Origin of the sequence: Halioglobus sp. HI00S01 (genome assembly GCF_001635445.1) — a bacterium.
Lineage (GTDB): Bacteria > Pseudomonadota > Gammaproteobacteria > Pseudomonadales > Halieaceae > Halioglobus > Halioglobus japonicus.
On the sequence record NZ_LWEE01000006.1, the window covers coordinates 58,815 to 79,373 of the forward strand.

Here is a 20,559-nt window from a genome sequence, read left to right on the forward strand (position 1 = left end):
CTCTCTACCCGGTGAATGATCGCGTCGCGATCATTACTTTCAATCGCCCTGAGAGATTCAACGCCATCACCTGAGAGCTGGCTCGTGAACTGCCGCGCGCGATATATGTGGCAGCAGCTGATGCCGATATCCCTCTCATTGTTATGCAGGGGTCGGCGAGGGATGCTGCGGCGGTTATCATGTGCAGGAGCGCGCAGATACACATGAGGAGCACCCTTGAGGCCAGGATGAAATGCGCCCGCACTAGAAGGCTGATTTTCAGGCCATGTGGGAGTGCCCTTAGCAGATGGTGAAACACCCGGCGCGGTTTTAAAGGTAGGGGGCTCAGCGAGCCTCCAACACCTCCACTGCATCCCCCACGGTAATATCCCCGCCCGACGCATAGACCAGATTCTGCCCAAAATAGATCTGCCGATCAGTACCGCGACGATAACTGGCAAGCGCGCGCAGTATCTCCGGGTGTTTTTCACCCGTCATTTGATCCAGTGACGGCACTGCGCAGCGCGAGCAGGGTTTGGCGAGATCGAACTCAACGGATCCTATGCGAATGCGCCGCCACTCGTCTTCGGCGTGTGCTCCACAGCCCGCTACGACCAGATTGGGGCGAAATCGATCTAGCGCTACGGGCTGGGTCAGGCGGCTGTTCAATGTCTCCAGTGACGCAGCAGACACCAGGAGCAGCGGAAAGCCATCGGCAAAGCTGACCGTTTCACCACGGTGGGCGTACTCGGTATCGACGCGGCGCTGACATTCCTCGCCCATATAAACCAGCCTTAGGCTGCGACCAAATTGCTCGCTAAGCCATTGCGCAGCTTCATCACCTGCGTCGCGTGCCGTTACCTCGTCACTCCAGATGCTAACGTGGGCGGGGTGGTTGGGTGCAGGTGTCGCTACGACCAATGAGTATCCGTCGATACTGAGTTCGATGTCTGAATCGCCTGGTACTGCGTTGAGGCGCGTCATAATGGGCAGATCGCGTTGGGAGACAAAACGTCCATGGTCATCCACCAGCATCCAGCGACGATCGCCGAGGGGACCGAACCGATCGAGAACCATGTGCTGGCGGCTTAGCCCGCGGCCTGATTTCAGTGGGTAGATATGCAGAGACTGGATACGATACATGGTGATACTCGGTGCGGCCTGTTGTAGGTTAAGTTAGAGAGGGCGGTATGCCTTGTGTCCTGGTTCGAGGATATTGAGGACATTCACGGCGAATCCGCTGGCCACGAGTTCATCCAGCCCGTTGTCGAATTCATGGGACCAGTCGGCAATGTACCGCCGCTTGATGATGCGCCATTCGCCGCCGCGCTTTTCCAGTTCATCGACATAGCGACCGCCGATCAGGTGGCAGGCCAGGAGGCCTGCGATTCGGTGTCCAGCCTGTCCAGGATGCGGCAGTAGCGCCGGATAGCGTCTTCGCAAGCTCTTTTGTCCAGGAGTTGCTGCATTTGCGATTCAAGTTCCGGGGTCATGGTCATTGCTCTTTAGGGTTGTAATCTGAATCGTGGTGGCAGCGCGGTCCCAGGCTGGCCGTTTGTCTGAATGGCCATTGTGAGCCGTTTCGTATATTGTTGTCACCATCGGGCTATTTACCGATTTCCATCTATACTTTTCGATACCGACTGCCAATATCGTTGCGGTGGTAACCTTGATGATCAGCCAAGAGCCTTTGAGTCTGTACCGGCAAACTGGCATGGTGCTTCTGGTCGGGCTTGCCTCGAAAACCGCCATTATGATTGTGGAGTTTGGCAAGCAGTTGCGCGAGGCAGAGCAGATGAATCTACTGGAAGCGGCGGTAGAAGCTGTAAAGCTGCACTTCAGGCCGGTGATGATGACAGGGATGTCTTTCGTTGCGGGTGCGTTCCCACTGAAGGATTGCATCCGCGGTAGGCGCTGCCAGTCGCATCTCGCTGGGCCTTGCCGTATTTGGTGGCACCATCATGGCTGCTATTGGTGGCACGATTCTCGTGCCGGTATTTTTCAAATTGTTCCAGGGCCTGCGCGAAGTGGTTAATTGCGGGTCAATAACACCCCTGAGTAATTGGGAGAATTGAGATATGCAAGAATTTCGCAAGCAAATGGCCCTACTGGTCGGATTAGGATGTCTGTCAGATTTGGCTGTAGCAAGCGAGAACTGGGAGTTCATGGTCGAGCCCTACATGGGCGCTACAAGTATCGGCGGTGATGCCGCCATTGGGCGGGTCGGTGAGGTCGATGTTGATGTCGATTTCGATACCATTCTCGACAATCTCGATGCGGCCCTGCTGGTTCATGCGGAAGCGGTACACAACAGCGGCTGGGGTATCTGGTTTGACTACGGGCTGATGGATCTTAAGGGCGATACTCGGACCGTCAGAGACGGGCGCCTGGACGTCCGGGTGAAACAAGCTGTGACTGAGCTGGCCGCGATTTACCGCATTCCGCTCGACCCCAATGGTGAGACCTGGGATATCATTTTTGGCGCCCGGCACTGGGAGAATGAGCTGCGGGTGAAGGTCGCTCCACCGGCGGGGCCAGTCGATCAATTCACACTGCGCACGGAACCAGGNTGGACCGACGCCTTTGTGGGCGGGCGTTATCGCACACCGTTGAACGAAGATTGGTCGTTTTATGTCTATGGGGATATCGGCGCTGGCGAGGCGGATTTTACCGGTGCGGCGCGTCTAGGCGTGGAGTATGCATTTAATAATACCTGGGAGATCGATCTGGCCTACAAGGGTCTCTGGGTTGATTATGAAGAAGGGCGCCAGCGTCAGGCAGGCCATTTTATTTACGATACCCTAACCCACGGGCCGGTCGTGGGGCTCAAGATTCATTTCTAGTCCATTCAGGCCGCCGATGTTGACCGCCTGCAGACGCAGTTGAACGCCGTTGGTTGCGCCTTTGTAACGGCAGGATGCTGCTAGCGCCCAACCGGTCATGGCCACTTCGCGGTACAATCCCTCGCCATTAGGTGGCGCGGGTTTAATCTTTTCTGCATACAGATGCGCGTCACGCTCTGACCCGGCGCCTGACAGTGATAGGATGCCGGTGTACGAAACCAAGGAAAAACTGTGACAACGGCATCAGATTTTACCCAGTCTTCTCTGGGCGACCCTCTCGAAGTATTGCAGAAACGCATGGCCGACGAGGGCTACCTGTTTCTGAAGCAGGCAGTGGCTGCCAAGCATTGCAACAAGCTACTGGCCGATATCCTGGCGGTGGCAGCGCCGCATGTCGAAGGTGAGGCGGGTAGCCAGGCGCCGCGCCTGGTGGGAGAGCCCTTTTATGAAACGGATGCTATCTGGGACCAGATTTATCCCCGCATCCAGAAGCTGGAATCCTTCCACCGCTTTTTTCACCAGCCCTGGATGAATGACATCATGGCGCGGGTCGTCGGTCCCGAGGTGTTTGTCTACCCAGTGAAAATGGCGCGCATGGCGACACCGCGCATGCGCGGCTACGAAACGCCCCCGCATCAGGATGCCTACTCCCATCACGCGCCGCCGACCATGGCAGGCGTCTGGGTGGCGCTGCACGACATCGATTCCACCATGGGGCGGGTCAAGGTGTTGCCGGGGTCCCACAAGCATGGGGTCCGTGAAGTATTTCAGGCCCAGGGCGTGGGCGGTGTGCAGTGCGAAATTTTTGCAGACGAGACTCATTGGCATGTCTCTGATTTCCAGCAGGGCGATGTCCTGATATTCAATTCCTGTACGGTGCACCGGGCAGAACCCAATACCAATGAAGACGCTGTGCGCATAAGCGTAGACACACGTTTTTGTGATTACGGCGCTCCGGTATTTGCCACGAACCTGCATCCGCATCACGGCTTCCGGGTCCCGGAGATAAACTGGGAGTCCATTTACGAGCATTGGCAGGACGACGCGGACAAGTACTACTGGCGCGACTATCCGAACAGTTTCGGGCACGAAATCTTTGAGGAGATCGCCAATGCCTGAACCCCCGCAGTTTCAGTGCTTTCTCTACGACGTCAGTGACCGTGTTTCCACTATTACCTTTAATCGCCCCGAGCGGTTGAACGCGATTACCTTCGAGCTTGCCAGGGAGTTGCCCCGCGTTATCGATACCGCCGCGGCAGACCCCAGCGTTCATGTCATTGTCTTGCAGGGCGCAGGCAAGGGTTTCTGCGGGGGCTATGACTTGCAGGAGTACGCCGAGGCGCATGCCGAACATCCCTGTGGCCAGGATGAAATGCCCTGGGACCAGACGGCCGATTTCCAGGCCATGTGGGAGTGCACCCAGCACGTCATGAGTATCTGGCGCTGTAACAAGCCGGTTATCGGCAAGATTCACGGTGCAGCGGCAGCGGGTGGTAGCGATATCGCATTGTGCTGTGACCCGTTGGTTATGGCCGACGACGCCCGTATCGGTTATCCGCCGAGCCGCGTGGGGTATTCCAACCACCACGATGTGGGTTTATCGGCTGGTTATCGAACAGGCCAAGCGCATGCTGTTCACAGGTGACCCGGTGACCGGAAAGGATGCTGAAGCTATGGGCCTGGTCCATCAGGCGGTGCCAGCGGATCAATTGGATGCCGCGGTACGGGCGCTTTGCGATCGGATTAAAGGCGTGCCGCCCAATCAGCTGATGATGAGCAAAATGGTGGTTAATCAAGCGTACGAGAGCATGGGCATGACCAACCCCCAGCGCTTTGCGACCTTGTTTGATGGCTTTGACCGTCACTCGCCGGAAGGCAAATGGTTTGAAGAGCGGGCCCGCGAGGTCGGCTATAAGCAAGCCGTGGCGGAGCGTGATTCCGGCGACCCCCTCGCCGAGGGACGCAGCAAGTACTTCAGTCAGTTCGATATCCGGTGAGCCTGATGACGGGTTGGAATTGTCCACATTGCGCCCAGACTTTGCACAAGCACGAGCGCACGTATCGCTGTGAGGCGGGCCACTGCTTTGACGAAGCCAGGGAGGGGTATGTGAATCTTCTCCCGGCCAATCGCAAGCGCAGCCGTGAGCCCGGCGATAATCGCGAGATGATCGAGGCGCGCAAACGCGTGCATGCTGCCGAGGTTTACCGCCCCCTGGCGCAGGAAATTGCGGTGCGCCTGGCCGAATGGTTACCAGCGTCGCCCCGGGTACTCGATCTGGGCTGTGGTGAGGGCTATTACAGTGGCGTGTTGCTGCAACGCCTGGCGGACATGTCATTGTGGGGCATTGATATCGCCAAGCCTGCAGTGCGATTAGCTGCCAAGGCTCACCATCGGGGAAAGTTTGCCGTGGCCAGTGCGTTCGCTGTGCCGCTGCCTGATGCAAGTCTCGATGGCGTATTTACCGTATTTGCGCCGGCCAGCGATGCCGAGTTGGCCAGATTGTTGCCGCCCGGTGGCCTGTATCTGAACGTCTGCCCGGCTGCGGGGCATTTGTGGGAGCTGCGACAGCAGCTCTATGCCCAGCCTCGCCCACACCGCGAGGAGGTCGCTGCACTGCCTGGGCTGGTGTTGGAATCCCAGGACAGCGTGGAGTTTGCGGTTACGCTCGCGCCTGAATTATTGGAAGACTTGGTGGCTATGACCCCTTATGCCTACGGGGGAGAGCGTGAAAGCAAGGCCCAGCTCAGTGCACTGGGTGAATTCAAGGTGCAGATGGCGTTTCTATTGCAACGCTATCGCCGGGAAAAGGTGGCCTAGAGCAGCAAGCTGCTCAGGCCGATAACCGCCGCCACTGCAAGGGTCAGGGTGGCAAGTTCACCGGTAGATGCGCCGTGGCGCAGGCCGGTGTCGGTGCGGGCCGAATCAAATCGGTTGGAAGACGGTGTTTCCATAAATCTGAGTCTAGTCAGCCTTGTCGCAGGCGCCAGTGGCGGACGTCAAAACTGTGACCGGGGCCAAGACTTTTTGCGATTGCCTGTGATGAACCTCACACTCTTGGTGTGGTCACAGGGCTGTGGGCTATACTTGGCCGAGGGAGGAATTCGCGATGAAACGCCTGCTTGCAGTGACCTGCCTGATGACGGCATCTCTGGCCTTCGCTCAGTCATCCACCGTGTATAAGACCCTGGATCAGCACGGAGCGGTCAGCTTTTCAGACACACCACCCGGTGGCGATGAGGCGGTGGAAACACTGGTAGTAGACAGCCCTGCGGCGCAGTCTGACGGNGTCTATGAGGAAAACCTGGAAGCCATGCGCGAGACCACGGATCGCCTCGCGGAAGACCGTATGGCCCGGGAGAAACACCGGGCCGAGATGCGCGAGCTGGCGGCCCGAGCCGATGCCTACAGCGAACCACAAACCGTCGAGTACGACATTTACAATCCGGTTTACACAGGGGGCTACTACCGGCGACACCACTATCGGCCCATTTACCGCCCCGGTCACCCGGAACACCCCATTGTCAGGCCACCGCTACGGCCGCGGCCATCCCAGGTGCAGCCGCAGCGGCCTACGCATCACAATTCCCAGTTAATGCGCCCCATTACCACCCGTTGAGCGGGCGGTATAGGCGAGCGCTGCGCTGCGCCCTCGCGCTTCGCGGACACCGAGCAGCAGTGCCAGTCCCACTAGGAAAAAGGCCAGGGTGCTGAGCATCGACAACTGGTGGTCGCCGCCGCCAATACGGGTGATTATGCCGTAGCTAATGGGGCCCACAATGGCTGCCGCACGATTGGCCAGTCCCCACAGACCGAACATTTCGCCATTGTGCTGGGCGGGCGTCAGCTGGCCTACCAGTGCGCGTCCTCCCGCCTGGGTGGCGCCCATGGCCAGGCCGATTAGGTTCCCCGCCAGCCACAGGAGTGCCTCACTGTCACCGCGCATGGCCACCAGAATAGCGACGATCCACAACAGCAGTGCACCCGCCAGGCTGGGCACCGAACCGAGCCGATCCTGGACAAAGCCGAAAACGACAGCACCCAGTGCCGCCGTAAAGTTAACGACCATGATAAGTACGATCAAACGCTGGCTGCTGAAGCCCATAACCTCCTGGGCGTAAATGGCGGCGACCACAACCACAGTGGAGACGCCGGCCTGGAAGAAAATGATGCACAGCAGGAAGCGGAACAGGTCAGGTAGACGGGCGGCGTGACGCAGCGTGTCGGCCACCTGGGCAAAGGCGGCACGCACGTAAGATTGGCTGGCCTCGGCACGGGGTCGGGCTCGCTCCCTCAGCCATACGAACGTCGGTGCCGCGGTCACCGCAAATATCACCGCGGTTAAAAGTAGGGTGACGGGCACGTATTGTTCCGCGCCTTGCTCCTGGGCTGTGGCGTGGTTGATATACCCAAGGCAGCAGCCGAGCGTGAGCAGGCCGCCGAAGTAGCCCAGCCCCCAGCCATAGCCTGATATGCGTCCCATGTTTTCGCTGCTGGCGATCTCCGGAAGAAAAGCCGCGATCAGACTCTCGCCCAGCGAAAAGGCGATATAGGAAATAATCAAAATCGTCAGGGCCAAGGGGGCCTCACCCGGGCCCGCCAGTGCCAGACCCGCGGTGCCGAGTACGCAGGCAACTGAGGAGTACAGCAGATAGCGTTTCTTGCTCGCCCGCACATCCGCCATGGCGCCGATAACCGGGCTTGACACCAGCACTATCAGGTTTGCCGCTGCAATGCCCAATGTCCAGAGCAGGGTGGCGGTGCCGGGGTTGGCGGTGTCGAGATCCGCGGCAACCACCGCCACAAAAAAGGCGCTGTAGATGGTGGTGAGCACCACAGTGGTGTAGCCTGAGTTGGCAAAATCATAAAAGGCCCATGCGAGCACTTCGCATGTGCCGGCAGGCCTTGCCTGGGTGGTTGGGTCATCCACGGCTGGAAAAATGCACTATCGTGGAGACGTTCCGCTTGAAGGAGTTACTACAGAATCTGGCGATGAGCCTCGTGGACGGGGCCGCATCTTTGTGGCCGCGGTCGCTGCCGGCTGAGTCTGCGCTGCGCAATTGCAAGATCATCTCCCATCGAGGTGAACACGATAATGTGCGAGTCCACGAAAATACCCTGAAGGCCTTCTCGCATGCAAGGTCTGCCGGTGTCTGGGGAATTGAGTGCGATATTCGCTGGACGCAGGACAATGTGCCCGTTATTTGTCATGACGCCGATACAGCGCGGGTATTCGGCCGCAAACTGGTGGTTGCTGCGACCCCATTTGACGAGCTGCGCCAGGCACTGCCAGAACTGCCGAGCCTCGCGGAGTTGATTGACGCCTTTGCCGGACAGGCGCACCTCATGCTCGAAATCAAAACCTTTGATCCTGACCGGTTGGACGAGCAGCGTGCGATTCTGGAGAGCCATTTACAGCCTCTGCAGCCTGGCACTGATTATCACTTTCTGGCCCTGGATCCGGAACTGTTCGCGCTGGCGGCGTTTGCGCCAGCGAGCGCACTGCTCCCCGTTGCCGAAACCAATGTCGCGTCCTTAAGTGCCGTGAGCCTGGCGCGAGGCTATTGCGGCCTGGCGGGGCACTTCCTGTTAATGTCGAGTGCAGTGCAGCAGCGGCACGAGGCGGCCGGGCAGCGGATTGGGGTGGGCTTTCCCCGCTCGCGTAACAGCCTGTTCCGGGAACTGAACCGCGGCGTGGAGTGGATTTTCAGCAATGATGCGGTGAAATTGCAGGGCATTCTGGACCGAAATCTGCCTTGAGACGGCGGGGCGGGCTGCTATCTATTCAGGCCCCAATACAGTAAGATGCGCGCCCTCGCCGTATCCGGCATCTATCAACAAGAGAAATCATGTCATTTGAGCAATTGGGCCTGTCCCCTGCGCTGCTTCAGGCCGTTCAGGAAAAGGGCTACAGCAAACCCTCTCCCATCCAGGCACAGGCGATCCCCGCTGTACTGTCGGGCCGGGATGTTATGGCTGCGGCCCAGACCGGTACTGGCAAGACCGCGGGCTTTACGCTGCCTCTGTTACATCGCCTGCATGACACGGCGCCGGTGCACCCTCACCGCTTGCGCGCGCTGGTGCTGACCCCCACGCGGGAACTGGCTGCCCAGGTTGGCGACAGCGTTGAAACCTACGGCGCCCATCTGCCGCTGAAATCGGCAGTGGTGTTTGGCGGGGTCAAGATCAACCCCCAGATTGCCAAGTTGCGTCGCGGGATCGACATTCTGGTGGCCACGCCGGGCCGCTTGCTGGATCTGCATGGGCAGGGTGAGGTCGATTTTTCAGAGCTGGAGATTTTGGTGCTGGATGAAGCGGACCGGATGCTGGATATGGGCTTTATCCACGACATTCGCCGAATCCTGAAGTTGCTTCCCGCCAAGCGCCAAAACCTGTTGTTCTCGGCCACGTTCGCGCCGGAAATTCGCGAGCTCACCGGCAGTATTCTATCCAACCCCGTGGAAGTGGAGGTCAATCCTGCCAACGCCACGGCTGATACCGTTGAGCAGTGGATTTACCCGGTCGACAAAAAGCGCAAGAGTGCGTTGCTGCGTGAACTGGTGGAAAACCATAACTGGCAGCAGGTCCTGGTATTTACCCGCACCAAGCACGGCGCGAATCGTCTCGCGCAGCAACTCGACAAGGCGGGCCTGGAAGCGGCGGCTATCCATGGCAACAAGAGCCAGGGCGCACGTACCCGTGCCCTGGAGGGCTTTAAGCGCGGTAAAGTTCGCGTACTGGTGGCCACGGATATCGCGGCCCGCGGTCTGGATATTGCCCAGCTGCCTCAGGTGGTGAATTTCGACCTACCCAATGTGCCTGAAGACTATGTTCACCGTATTGGCCGCACCGGCCGAGCTGGCGCGGCGGGCAAGGCCTACTCATTGGTCAGCGCCGATGAGATCAAACAGCTCAATGGTATCCAGCAGCTTATTCAGCGGCATATTACTCGCGAGTATGTGGATGGCTTCGAACCTGAGCACGAAGTGCCGGAGAATGCGCCGCTGCGCCGCGCCCACAAGCCAGGCAAACACGCCGGCAAGAGCAAGGGTGGACCTCAGCGGGCCGCGGGTGCAGGTGCACGTAATGAAGGTAACCAGCGCCCTCGTAGACGCCGTCGCGCCCGCGCCGGAGGCGGCGGTCGCAATAGTAGTGGTAACCGTTAAAAGCCGCTGTTGCCCGCCAGCAGTTCTGCCAAAAACTTATCGTCCAGCGGCTCGTAGCGGCGACTACCGGGCTTGAGTACGTAGACGACACCACCGACTTTTACAGGGTCAAAACCCTGATCACGCAGCTCGCCCTTGAGCATCTTGAACGTGCCGGTCGTCTCCATGCTGGGTAGTATTCGTAGGAACAGTGGGCGCGCGTAGGCCGGCAGCTGTTCCTGTACCAGCGTAGAGAAACTCTCCAGATCCAGCTCGCCGGCGTTCTCTTCAAGCATGAGCGCGGCCATCCCCGCACGACCGTCGGTGCCCGGCACAGCCACGCCGTACACATTACAAAAGTGCACCTGGCTGTGCGCATTGAGAACTTCACCCACCTCATTGGTAGAGACGTTTTCGCCTTTCCAGCGGAACGTGTCGCCGACACGGTCGACGAATTGATAATGGGGTAAACCCATGGCAAAGCCCACATCGACGCGTTTGAGCAGATCGCCGGTGTTAAACCAGGCGTCACCCGGCATGAACACGTCGCGCAATATTTTCGCTTCCGTCGCCTCGCGGCTGGTATAGCCCTCAAACTGGTTGGTAGCGGTGATTTTGCCCAGTGCAAGCCCGGGCTCGTCCACGTCGGCGCGGAGACAATAGCCCTGTTCGTCATGCAGTATCTCGTCGTTGTCCACGTCGTACTTCACCAGTGCGTGAGGCAGGGGGATGGCGCCAATCGTACAGTCGCGATTGAACAGGTTGATCGCCGACACGTTGCCTTCGCTGGAACCGTAAAACTCCGAGACCAGATCAATCCCAAAGCGTGACTTAAACGCATGCCAGATGTCCGGGCGGAGTCCGTTGCCCATGACCGTACGCAGCGGGGTAGCATAGTCGTCTTCCTGGGCGGGCGTCGCGAGCAGGTACCGGCAGATTTCACCGATATAAATAAAGCAGGTTGCCCCGGCTTCACGTACCTCGGGAACAAAGGCTGTCGCTGAAAATTTGCGCCGCAGGAACAGGCTCGCACCCGTCAGGAAGGCCGCCCCGGCGCCTAGAAAAAGCCCCGTACCATGGTAGAGCGGCAGGCACAGATAAATGCAGTCGTGCTCATCGCAGCGCAAGCCCACAAGACTGGAGAGACCTGCCGATAAGAGCAGCCGTTTATTGCTGACCACACTGGCTTTTGGCAGCCCGGTGGTGCCCGAGGTGAAAATGTTGAGTGCACTGTCAGCGATGGTCACATCCTCGGTTTCCGCGAGGTCGTGGGATTCGCGCGCAGCTGCCGCTTCCCCGAGGTCCACTGCCCACTCCGGGCAGGGCGTTGCGCCGTGGTCCGCCACATAGAAGCTGCTGCGCAGTGCCTCGAGGTCCTCGCCCTGGGTGAGCTGATCCAGGGGAGAAATTCGCTCCTCGCCGAAGATGCAAAAGCGCGAGCCAGTGATCGTCAGGCAGTGGGCGAGCGATTTACCAATGAGATTGTGGTTGATCAGTGATGCGCAGGCGCCCAGTTTATTGATAGCCACCAGGCAGCTGAGATACTCGATCCGGTTCTCCATGAACAGGCTGACGGTGTCGCCCCGGGCAACCCCCGCGTGCTGCAATGCCCTGGCAAATCGGTTGGCCTCACGATTGAACTCACCCCACGTGCATTCTGTGCCCTCGAAGGTGATTGCCACATGATGAGGCAGTTTTTCGGCCTGTTGCTGGACTCGCATGGCAACACAGTCTCGCGCGGAGGCGGGCCTGGGCTTAATCATGCCGGGTAGTTTGGCGAGTACCGGAACGGCCCGGGCAATGCCGACTGCGCTTCTCATCTGATCAGGCTCTCTGTCAACAGGGAAGGGGTAACCTTAGCTATCATTGTCCGCGCATGCCAGTGCAAACACACCGGCCAGCGCGGCGTGATCTGAGAGGTCTCGCCAGTGCCCGCGGCACAGGCGATCACAGCTGAGCGGCGTGATACCTCGATAGTAAATACGATCCACGGGCAGCAGGGGTGCCCAGACGGGAAAGGTGCGCGCGTGTCGGCCCTGTAACTCGGCGAATAACTCAGTCAGGTTGAGATCGTCGTGCAGATGGTTTTCGGCCCGTCGGCGCCAGTCGTTGAAGTCTCCGGCAATAATCATCGGCTCGTCGCCCGGCACGTGTTGATCAATCCGGGCGGTCAGGGCCTGCAGTTGTTCCTTGCGCTCCTGCTCCAGCAGACCGAGGTGCACGCACAACGTATGCAGTGGCTTGGCGGCGCCAGGTATCTCGATGATGCCGTGCAGAATGCTGCGACTGGAGCGCGGAAATTTCGAGACATCGATATTTTCCCAGGCCACAAAGGGGTAGCGACTCAATATAGCGTTACCGTGATCCCCCTTGCGATAAATGGCGTTGCGGCCATAGGCATAGTGCGGCCAGGCCTGGTCAGCGAGGAATTCAAAGTGCGGTTGCTCGGGGTATGAAAACTTGCGTTTCTGGGCATCAGTTTGGATGGCAGTGCCGTGAATTTCCTGCAGAAAGACGATGTCGGCCTCGGTTTCGGTAATGCGATCACGCATCGACTCCAACATGAATTTTCGGTTGCCCGTGGTATAGCCCTTGTGGATGTTATAGGTGAGCGCTTTGATCTGGATGGCGGACATTCAACAACTCAGTAATTTTCATGCGCTGCCGGCGCGCATAGCTGGCGGGCCGTCAGTAGCTCCGGCGGCAGGCCCAGGAGCAGGCTCGAGTGCGCATTGGGCAGCCAGCGGAGCATGCGTGGCTACTGCCCGCTAACGATAAATGCAGCGAGTGCGCGTCGCTCTGTCTCGCTGAGCGGCAGTAGCGGCATAGGCGCCTGGGGTGCTACCAGGGCCCGTTCAACTGCGTCGTAGCTGACCTCGACCAGGGGCAAGGGGTTCTCGCCCTGTTCATGGCAAGTGGAACAAGCGTGCTGCTGGTAGAGCGCAGCACCTTGTCGAGCCAGTGCCTGTACATCGCTCTGCGCTACCCAGTCGGGTGTGGTCGTGTCTGCGGCAGTATTGAGCGCGTCGAGGGCATTTGGCCCCTGGGCTGGTGTATCTGTAGAGACGCGGTATATGGCACCGGCGTAATCGTCAGAGATATAAATGGCACCGTCCGGGCCCTGAATAACGTCGACCGGGCGTCCCAGTATATTGCCGTTCTGATTGAAGCCGCCGAGAAAGGTTCGTTCCTCGATACCATCGTCGCTGAAGTGCAGGGATACCACTTCATAGCCATCGGGTTCGCTGCGGTTCCAGGACCCGTGGAGTGCGACCAGGGCCACGAGGTCGAAGTCTCCGGGCCAGTCGCTGCCGTCCACAAAGCTGATACCCAGGGGGGCATTGTGGGCACGAAAGCCGTGCACGGGGGCGACAGGAAGTCGCTGCTGGGCGAGGGGATCGGGGCCCATGTCCTTGTCCGGAACGTTGTTGCCGTTGAAGTACGGCCAGCCGTAAAAATTACCTAACTCCACCCGGTTGAGTTCACAGGGAGGAAAGTTGTCGCCGAGCATGTCCCGGCCGTTGTCAGTGGCGTACAGCGCGCCGTCAACAGGCGACCAATCGAACCCGACACTGTTGCGCAGGCCAGTGGCAAATATTTCGCCGTCACTGCCATCGGCCCTGAAGCGCATGATAGTCGCTCTGCGCGGGTCGGACTCTACGCAGATGTTGCAGGTTGAGCCCTGGGCCAGGTACAGCATGCCATCCGGCCCGAAGCGAATGGTTTTGCTCCAGTGGTTACCGTCGCCGGTGAGGCTGGTGACAACGTCTTCGTAGTGGTCCACTGTCGCGCCGGCGTTGTGGTCGAAGCGGATACGACCAATGCGCTCGCGCTCAGCGATATAGAGCCATTCACCGTCAAAGTCCATGCCCTGGGGGCGATCCAGCTCGCTGATGATGGTGCGCCGGGCGTCGCTGTAGCCGTCGCCATCGCGGTCGGGTTCGAGGAGCACAATGTCGCCGGCGTGAGGACGGCTGACCAATAGATCGCCGGCCTGGGTGAAGCGCAGGAAGCGCGCCTTGGGTAAATCGTTGGCGAAGATCTGTACCGAGAAGCCGTCAGGCAGCGTGTAGTGTTGCTGCGCGGATTGCTCATCAATACTTGCCCCGGGGCGGCCGGTGGCAACATTAAGAATCATGGAAACACTGTAATTGGCAATGTTGCCACTCATGAGCAGACTGACCCAGGCGATCGCGAGTAAGCCGACGAATACCAGAACTCCGGCGAGCAGTTTTTTCAAGGGATGAATCCTTTTGTGTTGGCCTATCCCCAGATATTAGTCCGCATCGCTGCCACAAGCGAGAGCTGGTGTTATTCGGGCTGGTTACGCGTATCGCTGAGATTGTTCTTTACGGCTGCCAGGTGCTCGCCGAATGAATCACCCAGGCGCAGGGCCAGGCAGGTTGCCAGCACGTCGATGATGACCAGCTGGGCAATACGAGAGCTCATGGGGGTGTAGAGGTCGGTGTCCTCACCACTCTCCACGCCCAGGACCAGATCGCAGGTGTTGGCCAGTGGTGAGCCTGGGGCGGTCAGGGCTAGTACGCGGGCACCAGTGCCAGCGGCCAATTGTGCCAGCTCCACCATCGCCGTGGTGCGGCCGGTGTAGGAAATGCACACCAGGCAGTCGTCGCGGGTCAGGCCTGTGGCCAGCATGCGTTGATTGATGATGTCCGTATGGGCCGATACGGGCACTGGGAAACGCAGTAATTTGTGTTGCGCATCCAGGGCCACTGAGGCCGAAGCCCCCAGTCCGCACAGGGCGATCGAGCGGGCGCTGGCCAGGGCGTCAACAGCTCGATGCAGTGACTCCAGCTGCAGGTGTTGCTGCGCACTGTTGAGGCTGGCCTGGGTGTGCTCAAACACCTTTGCCACGACCTGGCCGGCTGAGTCGTCGGTGTCGATGTCCTGGGTGATGCGGGGCTGGCGTCGGGCGAGCTCGCCCGCCAGCGCCAGTTTAAAATCCGGAAAGCCCTTATATCCCAGGCCAGTGCAGAAGCGGTTTACCGTCGGTTCGCTGACGCCGGCGAGGGTGGCCAGGGTGGCGGTGCTCATGGAAACCACCGCCTGCGGGTCTCCAGTTACGCAGGCGGCCAGCTTGTGCGCAGATTTGCTGCGTTTAACCCTGGGGTCGGCGAGATCGGCCAGTAGTGTCATGGGCGTACTCCGTACAATCCATAAATATGTAATAAAAATACATAAAGATGCTCATAATAGCTTGAATGATGCAAAAAATGGAACTAAAGTTCATTAAATGTAATAAAATTACACGCGAGTGAGCTCATGTTAGAACAGACACTGGCCGCAAGCCGGGTTTTGCCGGTGGTAACGGCAGGTGATATCAGCGCAACGATCAATCTGGCCCGCGCGTTGCAGCGAGGTGGCATGACTGCCATAGAAATCACCCTGCGCACGCCGACGGCGCTGGACGCTATCGCCGCGGTGCAGCGTGAAGTTCCCGAATTGTTGGTCGCCGCCGGAACCGTGAATACACCTGCAGACGTCGCCAGGGTGGTCGATGCCGGGGTGACGCTGGCGCTCAGCCCCGGGGCGACCCCGGCGCTGTTGCAGGCCGCTGCTGAGGCGCCGCTGGATTTTGTACCTGGTGTCGCAAGTGCCTCTGAGATCCTGCAGGCCCAGGCCTATGGTTTTGAGTTATTCAAACTATTTCCCGCGGTCACGCTCGGGGGGTTGGGCATGTTGAAAGCCCTGGGCGGGCCTTTCCCTGAGGCCAGGTTCTGTCCCACCGGGGGGCTTAGCCCCGAGAACTTTCGCGATTTTCTGGCCCTGCCCAATGTGGTGTGTTGCGGTGGGTCGTGGATGGTCGCTTCGAGTCTGGTGGCCGGCGGCGACTGGGATGAAATTGAAAGACTGGCGCGCGAGGCCATGTCGACAGACACACAGAGATCAGGAGAAAACACATGACACAGCGTAGGCCCATCCGAGTGGGCATTATGGGGTTCGGCCAGACCGGCCGCCAGATCTATCAGCTGGCTGCTGCCAGCGACGATCTTGAGGTGGTGGCTATCGCCGATATCGGCAAACCGGAAATTCTGCACTACCTCTTGTGCTCAGAGGGGTCTGACCCCGAGCAGCATAGACTCGAGGGCAACTTTCTGGTCAATCATCGTTTCCGGGCGCGGCTGATGGAAATTGATCGCCCGGCGGAGATGCCCTGGGATATCTTCGGCGTGGACATGGTCATTGATTCCACGGGTAAGTATCGCGATCGTCGTTATATGGAAGATCATCTGGGCAATGGCACGCCGCGCGTACTCCTGCGCACGCTGCCGACTGATGGGATTGATCGCATTGTCATTCCGGGTATTAACGAGCAGAGCGCCACGGCCAACGATCGCATGATATCCGCTGGCAGCGCGACGACCAGCGCGCTGGCCCTGCTGCTGGACAGCCTTGCCGGCCACTTTGAGATCGAGTGCGGCAGCATGACTACCGTCCATGCCTTTACCTCTGATCAGGCACTGCAGGACTATGCGGGCTCGGACTTCCGCCGCAGTCGTTCTGCCGCCAAGAATATTATTCCTAACAGCCATGAGGCCGCCCTGTGGCTCGGCAACATTCTGCCTCAGTTCGACGGCAAGATACTGACCTCAGCGCTGAATGTGCCGGTTCAGGAGGGTTGTCTGCTCGACGTCAATCTGGTGCTGGGCGATGCCTCCGTGGACGCCGATGCGGTCAACGAAGTTATGCGCGCTGCCGCCGCGGCAAAGCCGGGCATTCTCGGCGTTGCGGAGGATCCAATTGTGTCTTCCGATGTCATCGGTAGCCCCCTCTCGTTGCTGTTCGATGCTAAGGGCACCATCAAGGCGGGCAACAACACCATTAAAACCCTGAGTTGGTATGAAAATCTCGGGCACGCCTCGCGGCTGCTGGACGTGGTCAGGCTGTATGCCACGCTCGATGCGCAGAAGGAGGCCGCGTAAATGAAAGTTGCAATTAATGGTTTTGGTCGTATTGGCCGTTCGGTATTTCGTATTCTCGAAAGCGTCGAAGGTGTCGATGTGGTCGCCATCAATGATTTGTTCGATAACGATGCGCTGCGCTATTTATTGAGTTACGACACGGTCATGGGCCCCTTCGGAAAAAACCTGGCGCTGGAGGGTGACGAATTTGTCACCGACAAGGGGCGGGTGAAACTCCTCAAGGAACGCTTGCCTGCCGACTTACCCTGGCGCGAGCTGGGTATTGATGTGGTGGTGGAGGCCACCGGCGTATTTCGCGCCCGAGAACAGCTACAGCAACACCTGGCAGCTGGCGCCGGTCGGGTTGTGCTAACAGTACCCTCGAAAGATCCCGTTGACTACACCGTGGTACTGGGTGTGAATGACGAGGGCCTTGTCCCCGAGCATCGGATCATCTCCAACGCCAGCTGTACGACGAATTGCCTGGCGCCAATGGCGCGGGTGCTCAACGATGCCTTTGGTATTGAAGAGGGCGTCATTAACACCGTACACGCGTACACCAATGACCAACGTCTGGCGGACGTGCCGCACTCAGATTGGCGCCGCAGTCGGGCCGCTGCGGAAAATATTATTCCCACGTCGACCGGTGCCGCCAAAGCTGTCGGCGAGGTATTGCCCCAGTTGCAGGGGAAACTGCACGGTATCGCTGCGCGGGTGCCGGTGCCGGACGGTTCCGTGGTTGACCTGTTTGTGAAGCTGGGTAAATCGGTGACCACCGACGAGGTCAATGCGGTGGTGCGTGAGGCCGCGCAGTCCGACCGACTCAAAGGAATTCTCCAGTACAGCGATACGCCGATCGTCTCTTCAGATATTATCGGCAACTCACACTCTTCGATTTACGATGCAGGTTTTAGCGGCGTGACCGCCGATCGCTATCTGCGAGTGCTCAACTGGTACGATAACGAGTGGGGTTACTCCTCGCGGGTGTGTGACCTGTTGGGCCGGATCAGTCACTGGTAGCAGGAACCAAACATGGAAGCAGATTACGCAAGCTTGCGCGGCAATGTCAGTTTGCTGGGAAGAATCCTGGGTGAAACCGTGGCCAGTGCAGAAGGCGAGGACTTTCTGGCGCTGATTGAGCGTATTCGAACGTTGTCTCGCGGTGCCCGCGACGGCGACGTCGATGATCGACAGTCATTACTGGAGCAGTTGCGCGGGCTGGAGGGCGAGCAACTGGTGCCGGTGGCTCGCGCTTTCGCCCAGTTTCTGAACCTGGCCAATATCGCCGATCAACAGCATATGATTTCGCGGGGCATGGACCCGCTGCTGTCAGCGTCACGGAATCTCGACAGTAACCTGCGTGAGCTTGCCACGGAGGGAGCGTCGGCTGCGGATATCGCCGCTGCGATTGCCAATCTCAATATTGAGTTAGTGCTGACCGCGCACCCTACCGAGATTACGCGGCGCACGCTTATTCATAAGCACGGAGAGATTGGGCGTTGCCTGAGCCAATTGGAGCTGGGCGGGCTGGCTGAACGCGAGCGTGAGCATCTCCACGCGCGCTTGCGCGAGCTCATCGCCCAGATATGGTACGGCGATGATTTCCGCACGGAACGCCCCAGCCCTGTCGACGAGGCCAAGTGGGGTTTCGCTGTTGTCGAAGAATCGCTGTGGTGGGCTGTCCCCGAGTTCCTGCGGCGCCTCGATACTGCGCTGCAGGAACATGGCGATTGCCAGCTGCCGCTGGATGCGGCCCCGGTGTCATTCGTGTCCTGGATGGGGGGCGACCGCGACGGCAATCCCAATGTGACGGCGGCCGTGACGCGTGAAGTATTGCTGCTGAGTCGCTGGCAGGCGGTTGAGTTGTATCTGGGCGATCTCAATCGCCTGATTGAAGAGCTGTCTATGACTCGTTGCAGTGCCTCGCTACAGGCGCTGGCCGGTGGCGCCCACGAACCCTACCGTGCAGTGGTGCGCAATTTGCGCACGCTGCTGCGTCGCACTCGCGATCATATTGAAGCCCAGCTCAATGACGAGTTGCCCCAAGAGGGTGACATTCTCACCGACATCGCCCAGCTCTGGGATCCCCTTGAAGCCTGTTATCAGTCGCTGCTCGAGTGCGGTATGGAGATTATTGCCCGGGGCACGTTGCTCGATGTGTTGCGTCGGGTGCGTTGCTTTGGCGTGCACCTGGTGCGCCATGATGTACGCCAGGACAGCACCCGTCATACGGAGGTTTTATCCGAGCTGACCACGTATCTTGGTCTCGGGGATTACGCCGATTGGGATGAACCTGCGCGCCAGGCATTTTTGTTGCGCGAACTGTCCAGTCGCCGCCCGCTGGTGCCGCGCAACTGGCAGCCCAGCGCTGACGTTCAGGAAGTCCTGGACACCTGTGCCGTAGTTGCCCAACAGCCACCCGAGGCACTCGGTGCCTATGTGATTTCCATGGCCAGGCAGGCCTCGGATGTATTGGCTGTACACCTGTTGTTACAGGATGCCGGTGTTACTTACTCGCTGCCGGTGGCGCCCCTGTTCGAAACGCTGGATGATCTTTCCCGGGCGCGTCAGGTGGTCACAACGCTACTAGATGACAGCTGGTATCGAGGGCATATTGGCGGTCAGCTGATGGTGATGATTGGTTACTCGGATTCTGCCAAGGATGCCGGCGTGCTGGCCGCATCCTGGGCGCAGTATCGCGCCCAGGAGGAACTGCTGGAGGTGTGCGGGGCTCATCAAGTGAGCCTCACGCTATTCCATGGCCGCGGCGGCACGATTGGCCGCGGCGGTGCGCCGGCGCGCGAGGCATTGCTGTCACAGCCGCCTGGTTCGTTGCGCAATGGCCTGCGAGTTACCGAGCAGGGCGAGATGATTCGCACCAAGCTTGGGTGGACGTCACTGGCGGTCAAAACACTGGCCCTCTATACCGTGGCTATTTGTCGCGCGAATCTGCAGACGCCGCCAGCACCGAGCGATGCCTGGCGAGAGATCATGGACACCTTGTCAGAGCGATCCTGCGATGCCTACCGCGCGGTGATTCGTGGTGAGCCCGAGTTTGTCCCTTATTTTCGCCATGCGACGCCGGAACAGGAGCTGGCCAAGTTGCCGCTGGGTTCACGGCCTGCCAGGCGCAAGAGCGGCGGAGGTATCGAAAGCCTGCGCGCAATTCCCTGGATTTTTGCTTGGTCACAGAACCGGCTGATGTTGCCGGCATGGCTGGGTGCGGGTGAGGCCCTGGCGATGGCGGTGGCTGATGGCGAGGGTGACCGCTTGCAGGAAATGGCCGAGCAGTGGCCTTTCTTTGCGGCCAGGTTGTCGATGCTGGAAATGGTGTTTGCCAAGAGTGAATCGGGGCTGTCGGCGTTTTATGACGACCGCCTGGTGCCGGATGAGCTCAGACCGATTGGCGAGCAGCTGCGCGCCAAGCTCGCCAGTGACACTGCGACGGTGCTGGCGCTGACCGGTGCTGAATCGCCCATGGGAGAGGATTCCTGGGAGGCGGAATCATTGCGGTTGCGCAATATTTATACAGACCCGCTGAACTTCCTGCAGGCGGAGCTGCTGCGCCGCAACCGCGAGGCGTCTCGCCCGGAACTCGAGCGTGCGATTATGGTCACAATTGCCGGTATCGCCGCAGGGATGCGCAATACAGGCTGATGTTCTTGACCCGG

20 protein-coding genes are annotated in these 20,559 nt (G+C 59.3%); 12 read left to right on the top strand and 8 right to left on the bottom strand.

What is annotated here, in order from left to right; all coding sequences use genetic code 11:
* Nucleotides 1-324: 324 nt before the first annotated feature.
* Nucleotides 325-1,122 carry an MOSC domain-containing protein gene (locus A3709_RS01700; RefSeq protein WP_066049148.1) on the bottom strand — a complete coding sequence of 266 codons (798 nt, stop codon included), beginning with the start codon at nucleotides 1,120-1,122 and terminating at the stop codon, nucleotides 325-327.
* Nucleotides 1,123-1,155: 33 nt separating this feature from the next.
* Nucleotides 1,156-1,422 carry a hypothetical protein gene (locus A3709_RS22980; RefSeq protein WP_156507531.1) on the bottom strand — a complete coding sequence of 89 codons (267 nt, stop codon included), beginning with the start codon at nucleotides 1,420-1,422 and terminating at the stop codon, nucleotides 1,156-1,158.
* 193 nt (nucleotides 1,423-1,615) lie between these two features.
* Between A3709_RS22980 and A3709_RS01710 the strand changes: the two genes are divergently transcribed.
* The 5 genes from A3709_RS01710 (at nucleotide 1,616) to A3709_RS01730 (ending at nucleotide 5,640) form a co-directional block, all read left to right on the top strand.
* Nucleotides 1,616-2,014: an efflux RND transporter permease subunit gene (locus A3709_RS01710; RefSeq protein WP_255359712.1), complete on the top strand. Its 399-nt coding sequence runs from the start codon at nucleotides 1,616-1,618 to the stop codon at nucleotides 2,012-2,014.
* Between the two features lie 1,039 nt (nucleotides 2,015-3,053).
* Nucleotides 3,054-3,941 (top strand): phytanoyl-CoA dioxygenase family protein, encoded by an 888-nt coding sequence (locus A3709_RS01720; protein WP_066049165.1) that lies wholly within the window; start codon nucleotides 3,054-3,056, stop codon nucleotides 3,939-3,941.
* Nucleotides 3,934-4,467: an enoyl-CoA hydratase-related protein gene (locus A3709_RS24775; protein WP_197484037.1), complete on the top strand. Its 534-nt coding sequence runs from the start codon at nucleotides 3,934-3,936 to the stop codon at nucleotides 4,465-4,467. Before A3709_RS01720 ends, A3709_RS24775 begins: the two co-directional genes overlap by 8 nt.
* On the top strand, nucleotides 4,451-4,819 hold the full coding sequence (locus A3709_RS24780; RefSeq protein ID WP_255359709.1) for an enoyl-CoA hydratase-related protein: 369 nt from the start codon (nucleotides 4,451-4,453) through the stop codon (nucleotides 4,817-4,819). Before A3709_RS24775 ends, A3709_RS24780 begins: the two co-directional genes overlap by 17 nt.
* A gap of 5 nt (nucleotides 4,820-4,824) precedes the next feature.
* A complete protein-coding gene (locus tag A3709_RS01730; protein WP_066049168.1) occupies nucleotides 4,825-5,640 on the top strand; it encodes a putative RNA methyltransferase in 816 nt (271 codons plus the stop codon).
* Here the strand turns inward: A3709_RS01730 and A3709_RS22985 are convergent.
* Nucleotides 5,637-5,774, bottom strand: a complete 138-nt coding sequence (locus A3709_RS22985) for a hypothetical protein (RefSeq protein WP_156507532.1) — start codon at nucleotides 5,772-5,774, stop codon at nucleotides 5,637-5,639. The two genes, A3709_RS01730 and A3709_RS22985, sit on opposite strands and share 4 nt — an antisense overlap.
* Before the next feature lie 155 nt (nucleotides 5,775-5,929).
* On the opposite strand from A3709_RS22985, the gene A3709_RS01735 reads away from it, so the two are divergent.
* Nucleotides 5,930-6,439 (top strand): DUF4124 domain-containing protein, encoded by a 510-nt coding sequence (locus A3709_RS01735; RefSeq protein WP_066049174.1) that lies wholly within the window; start codon nucleotides 5,930-5,932, stop codon nucleotides 6,437-6,439.
* Here the strand turns inward: A3709_RS01735 and A3709_RS01740 are convergent.
* On the bottom strand, nucleotides 6,413-7,750 hold the full coding sequence (locus A3709_RS01740; RefSeq protein WP_066049177.1) for an MFS transporter: 1,338 nt from the start codon (nucleotides 7,748-7,750) through the stop codon (nucleotides 6,413-6,415). The genes A3709_RS01735 and A3709_RS01740 overlap by 27 nt on opposite strands.
* Before the next feature lie 35 nt (nucleotides 7,751-7,785).
* Between A3709_RS01740 and A3709_RS01745 the strand changes: the two genes are divergently transcribed.
* Nucleotides 7,786-8,580 (top strand): glycerophosphodiester phosphodiesterase family protein, encoded by a 795-nt coding sequence (locus A3709_RS01745; RefSeq protein ID WP_197484039.1) that lies wholly within the window; start codon nucleotides 7,786-7,788, stop codon nucleotides 8,578-8,580.
* Between the two features lie 89 nt (nucleotides 8,581-8,669).
* Nucleotides 8,670-9,986: a DEAD/DEAH box helicase gene (locus A3709_RS01750; RefSeq protein ID WP_066049180.1), complete on the top strand. Its 1,317-nt coding sequence runs from the start codon at nucleotides 8,670-8,672 to the stop codon at nucleotides 9,984-9,986.
* On the opposite strand, the gene A3709_RS01755 is transcribed toward A3709_RS01750, so the two are convergent.
* The 4 genes from A3709_RS01755 to hexR form a co-directional block, all read right to left on the bottom strand.
* Nucleotides 9,983-11,785 (bottom strand): long-chain-acyl-CoA synthetase, encoded by a 1,803-nt coding sequence (locus A3709_RS01755; RefSeq protein WP_066049183.1) that lies wholly within the window; start codon nucleotides 11,783-11,785, stop codon nucleotides 9,983-9,985. The genes A3709_RS01750 and A3709_RS01755 overlap by 4 nt on opposite strands.
* Nucleotides 11,786-11,821: 36 nt before the next feature.
* The gene (locus tag A3709_RS01760; RefSeq protein WP_066049186.1) at nucleotides 11,822-12,601 is read right to left on the bottom strand and encodes an endonuclease/exonuclease/phosphatase family protein; all 780 of its coding nucleotides are present in this window, start codon (nucleotides 12,599-12,601) and stop codon (nucleotides 11,822-11,824) included.
* Nucleotides 12,602-12,723: 122 nt separating this feature from the next.
* The gene (locus A3709_RS01765; protein WP_066049189.1) at nucleotides 12,724-14,205 is read right to left on the bottom strand and encodes a PQQ-dependent sugar dehydrogenase; all 1,482 of its coding nucleotides are present in this window, start codon (nucleotides 14,203-14,205) and stop codon (nucleotides 12,724-12,726) included.
* Between the two features lie 71 nt (nucleotides 14,206-14,276).
* Complete coding sequence (hexR, locus tag A3709_RS01770) at nucleotides 14,277-15,122, bottom strand: transcriptional regulator HexR (RefSeq protein ID WP_066049192.1); 846 nt, start codon at nucleotides 15,120-15,122, stop codon at nucleotides 14,277-14,279.
* A gap of 126 nt (nucleotides 15,123-15,248) precedes the next feature.
* Here hexR and eda point away from each other — a divergent pair, with 126 nt between their 5' ends.
* The 4 genes from eda to ppc are packed head-to-tail and all read left to right on the top strand — an operon-like array spanning nucleotide 15,249 to nucleotide 20,545.
* Nucleotides 15,249-15,890: a bifunctional 4-hydroxy-2-oxoglutarate aldolase/2-dehydro-3-deoxy-phosphogluconate aldolase gene (gene eda, locus A3709_RS01775; protein ID WP_066049195.1), complete on the top strand. Its 642-nt coding sequence runs from the start codon at nucleotides 15,249-15,251 to the stop codon at nucleotides 15,888-15,890.
* Entirely contained in the window at nucleotides 15,887-16,909 is a 1,023-nt protein-coding gene (locus A3709_RS01780; protein ID WP_066049201.1) for a type I glyceraldehyde-3-phosphate dehydrogenase, read from the top strand. The genes eda and A3709_RS01780 overlap by 4 nt, the downstream gene beginning before the upstream one ends.
* A complete protein-coding gene (gene gap / locus A3709_RS01785) occupies nucleotides 16,910-17,908 on the top strand; it encodes a type I glyceraldehyde-3-phosphate dehydrogenase (protein WP_066049204.1) in 999 nt (332 codons plus the stop codon).
* A gap of 12 nt (nucleotides 17,909-17,920) precedes the next feature.
* Nucleotides 17,921-20,545 carry a phosphoenolpyruvate carboxylase gene (gene ppc, locus A3709_RS01790; RefSeq protein WP_066049206.1) on the top strand — a complete coding sequence of 875 codons (2,625 nt, stop codon included), beginning with the start codon at nucleotides 17,921-17,923 and terminating at the stop codon, nucleotides 20,543-20,545.
* The last annotated feature ends 14 nt before the right edge of the window (nucleotides 20,546-20,559 follow it).

What these genes read in the sequence shown, in the direction of transcription:
- A3709_RS01700 (WP_066049148.1), bottom strand. Translation starts at nt 1,122, where the DNA reads ATGTATCGTATCCAGTCTCTGCATATCTACCCACTGAAATCAGGCCGC.
- A3709_RS24775 (WP_197484037.1), top strand. Translation starts at nt 3,934, where the DNA reads ATGCCTGAACCCCCGCAGTTTCAGTGCTTTCTCTACGACGTCAGTGAC.
- A3709_RS24780 (WP_255359709.1), top strand. Translation starts at nt 4,451, where the DNA reads ATGCTGTTCACAGGTGACCCGGTGACCGGAAAGGATGCTGAAGCTATG.
- A3709_RS01730 (WP_066049168.1), top strand. Translation starts at nt 4,825, where the DNA reads ATGACGGGTTGGAATTGTCCACATTGCGCCCAGACTTTGCACAAGCAC.
- A3709_RS22985 (WP_156507532.1), bottom strand. Translation starts at nt 5,774, where the DNA reads ATGGAAACACCGTCTTCCAACCGATTTGATTCGGCCCGCACCGACACC.
- A3709_RS01750 (WP_066049180.1), top strand. Translation starts at nt 8,670, where the DNA reads ATGTCATTTGAGCAATTGGGCCTGTCCCCTGCGCTGCTTCAGGCCGTT.
- A3709_RS01755 (WP_066049183.1), bottom strand. Translation starts at nt 11,785, where the DNA reads ATGAGAAGCGCAGTCGGCATTGCCCGGGCCGTTCCGGTACTCGCCAAA.
- A3709_RS01760 (WP_066049186.1), bottom strand. Translation starts at nt 12,601, where the DNA reads ATGTCCGCCATCCAGATCAAAGCGCTCACCTATAACATCCACAAGGGC.
- hexR (WP_066049192.1), bottom strand. Translation starts at nt 15,122, where the DNA reads ATGACACTACTGGCCGATCTCGCCGACCCCAGGGTTAAACGCAGCAAA.
- eda (WP_066049195.1), top strand. Translation starts at nt 15,249, where the DNA reads ATGTTAGAACAGACACTGGCCGCAAGCCGGGTTTTGCCGGTGGTAACG.
- A3709_RS01780 (WP_066049201.1), top strand. Translation starts at nt 15,887, where the DNA reads ATGACACAGCGTAGGCCCATCCGAGTGGGCATTATGGGGTTCGGCCAG.
- gap (WP_066049204.1), top strand. Translation starts at nt 16,910, where the DNA reads ATGAAAGTTGCAATTAATGGTTTTGGTCGTATTGGCCGTTCGGTATTT.
- ppc (WP_066049206.1), top strand. Translation starts at nt 17,921, where the DNA reads ATGGAAGCAGATTACGCAAGCTTGCGCGGCAATGTCAGTTTGCTGGGA.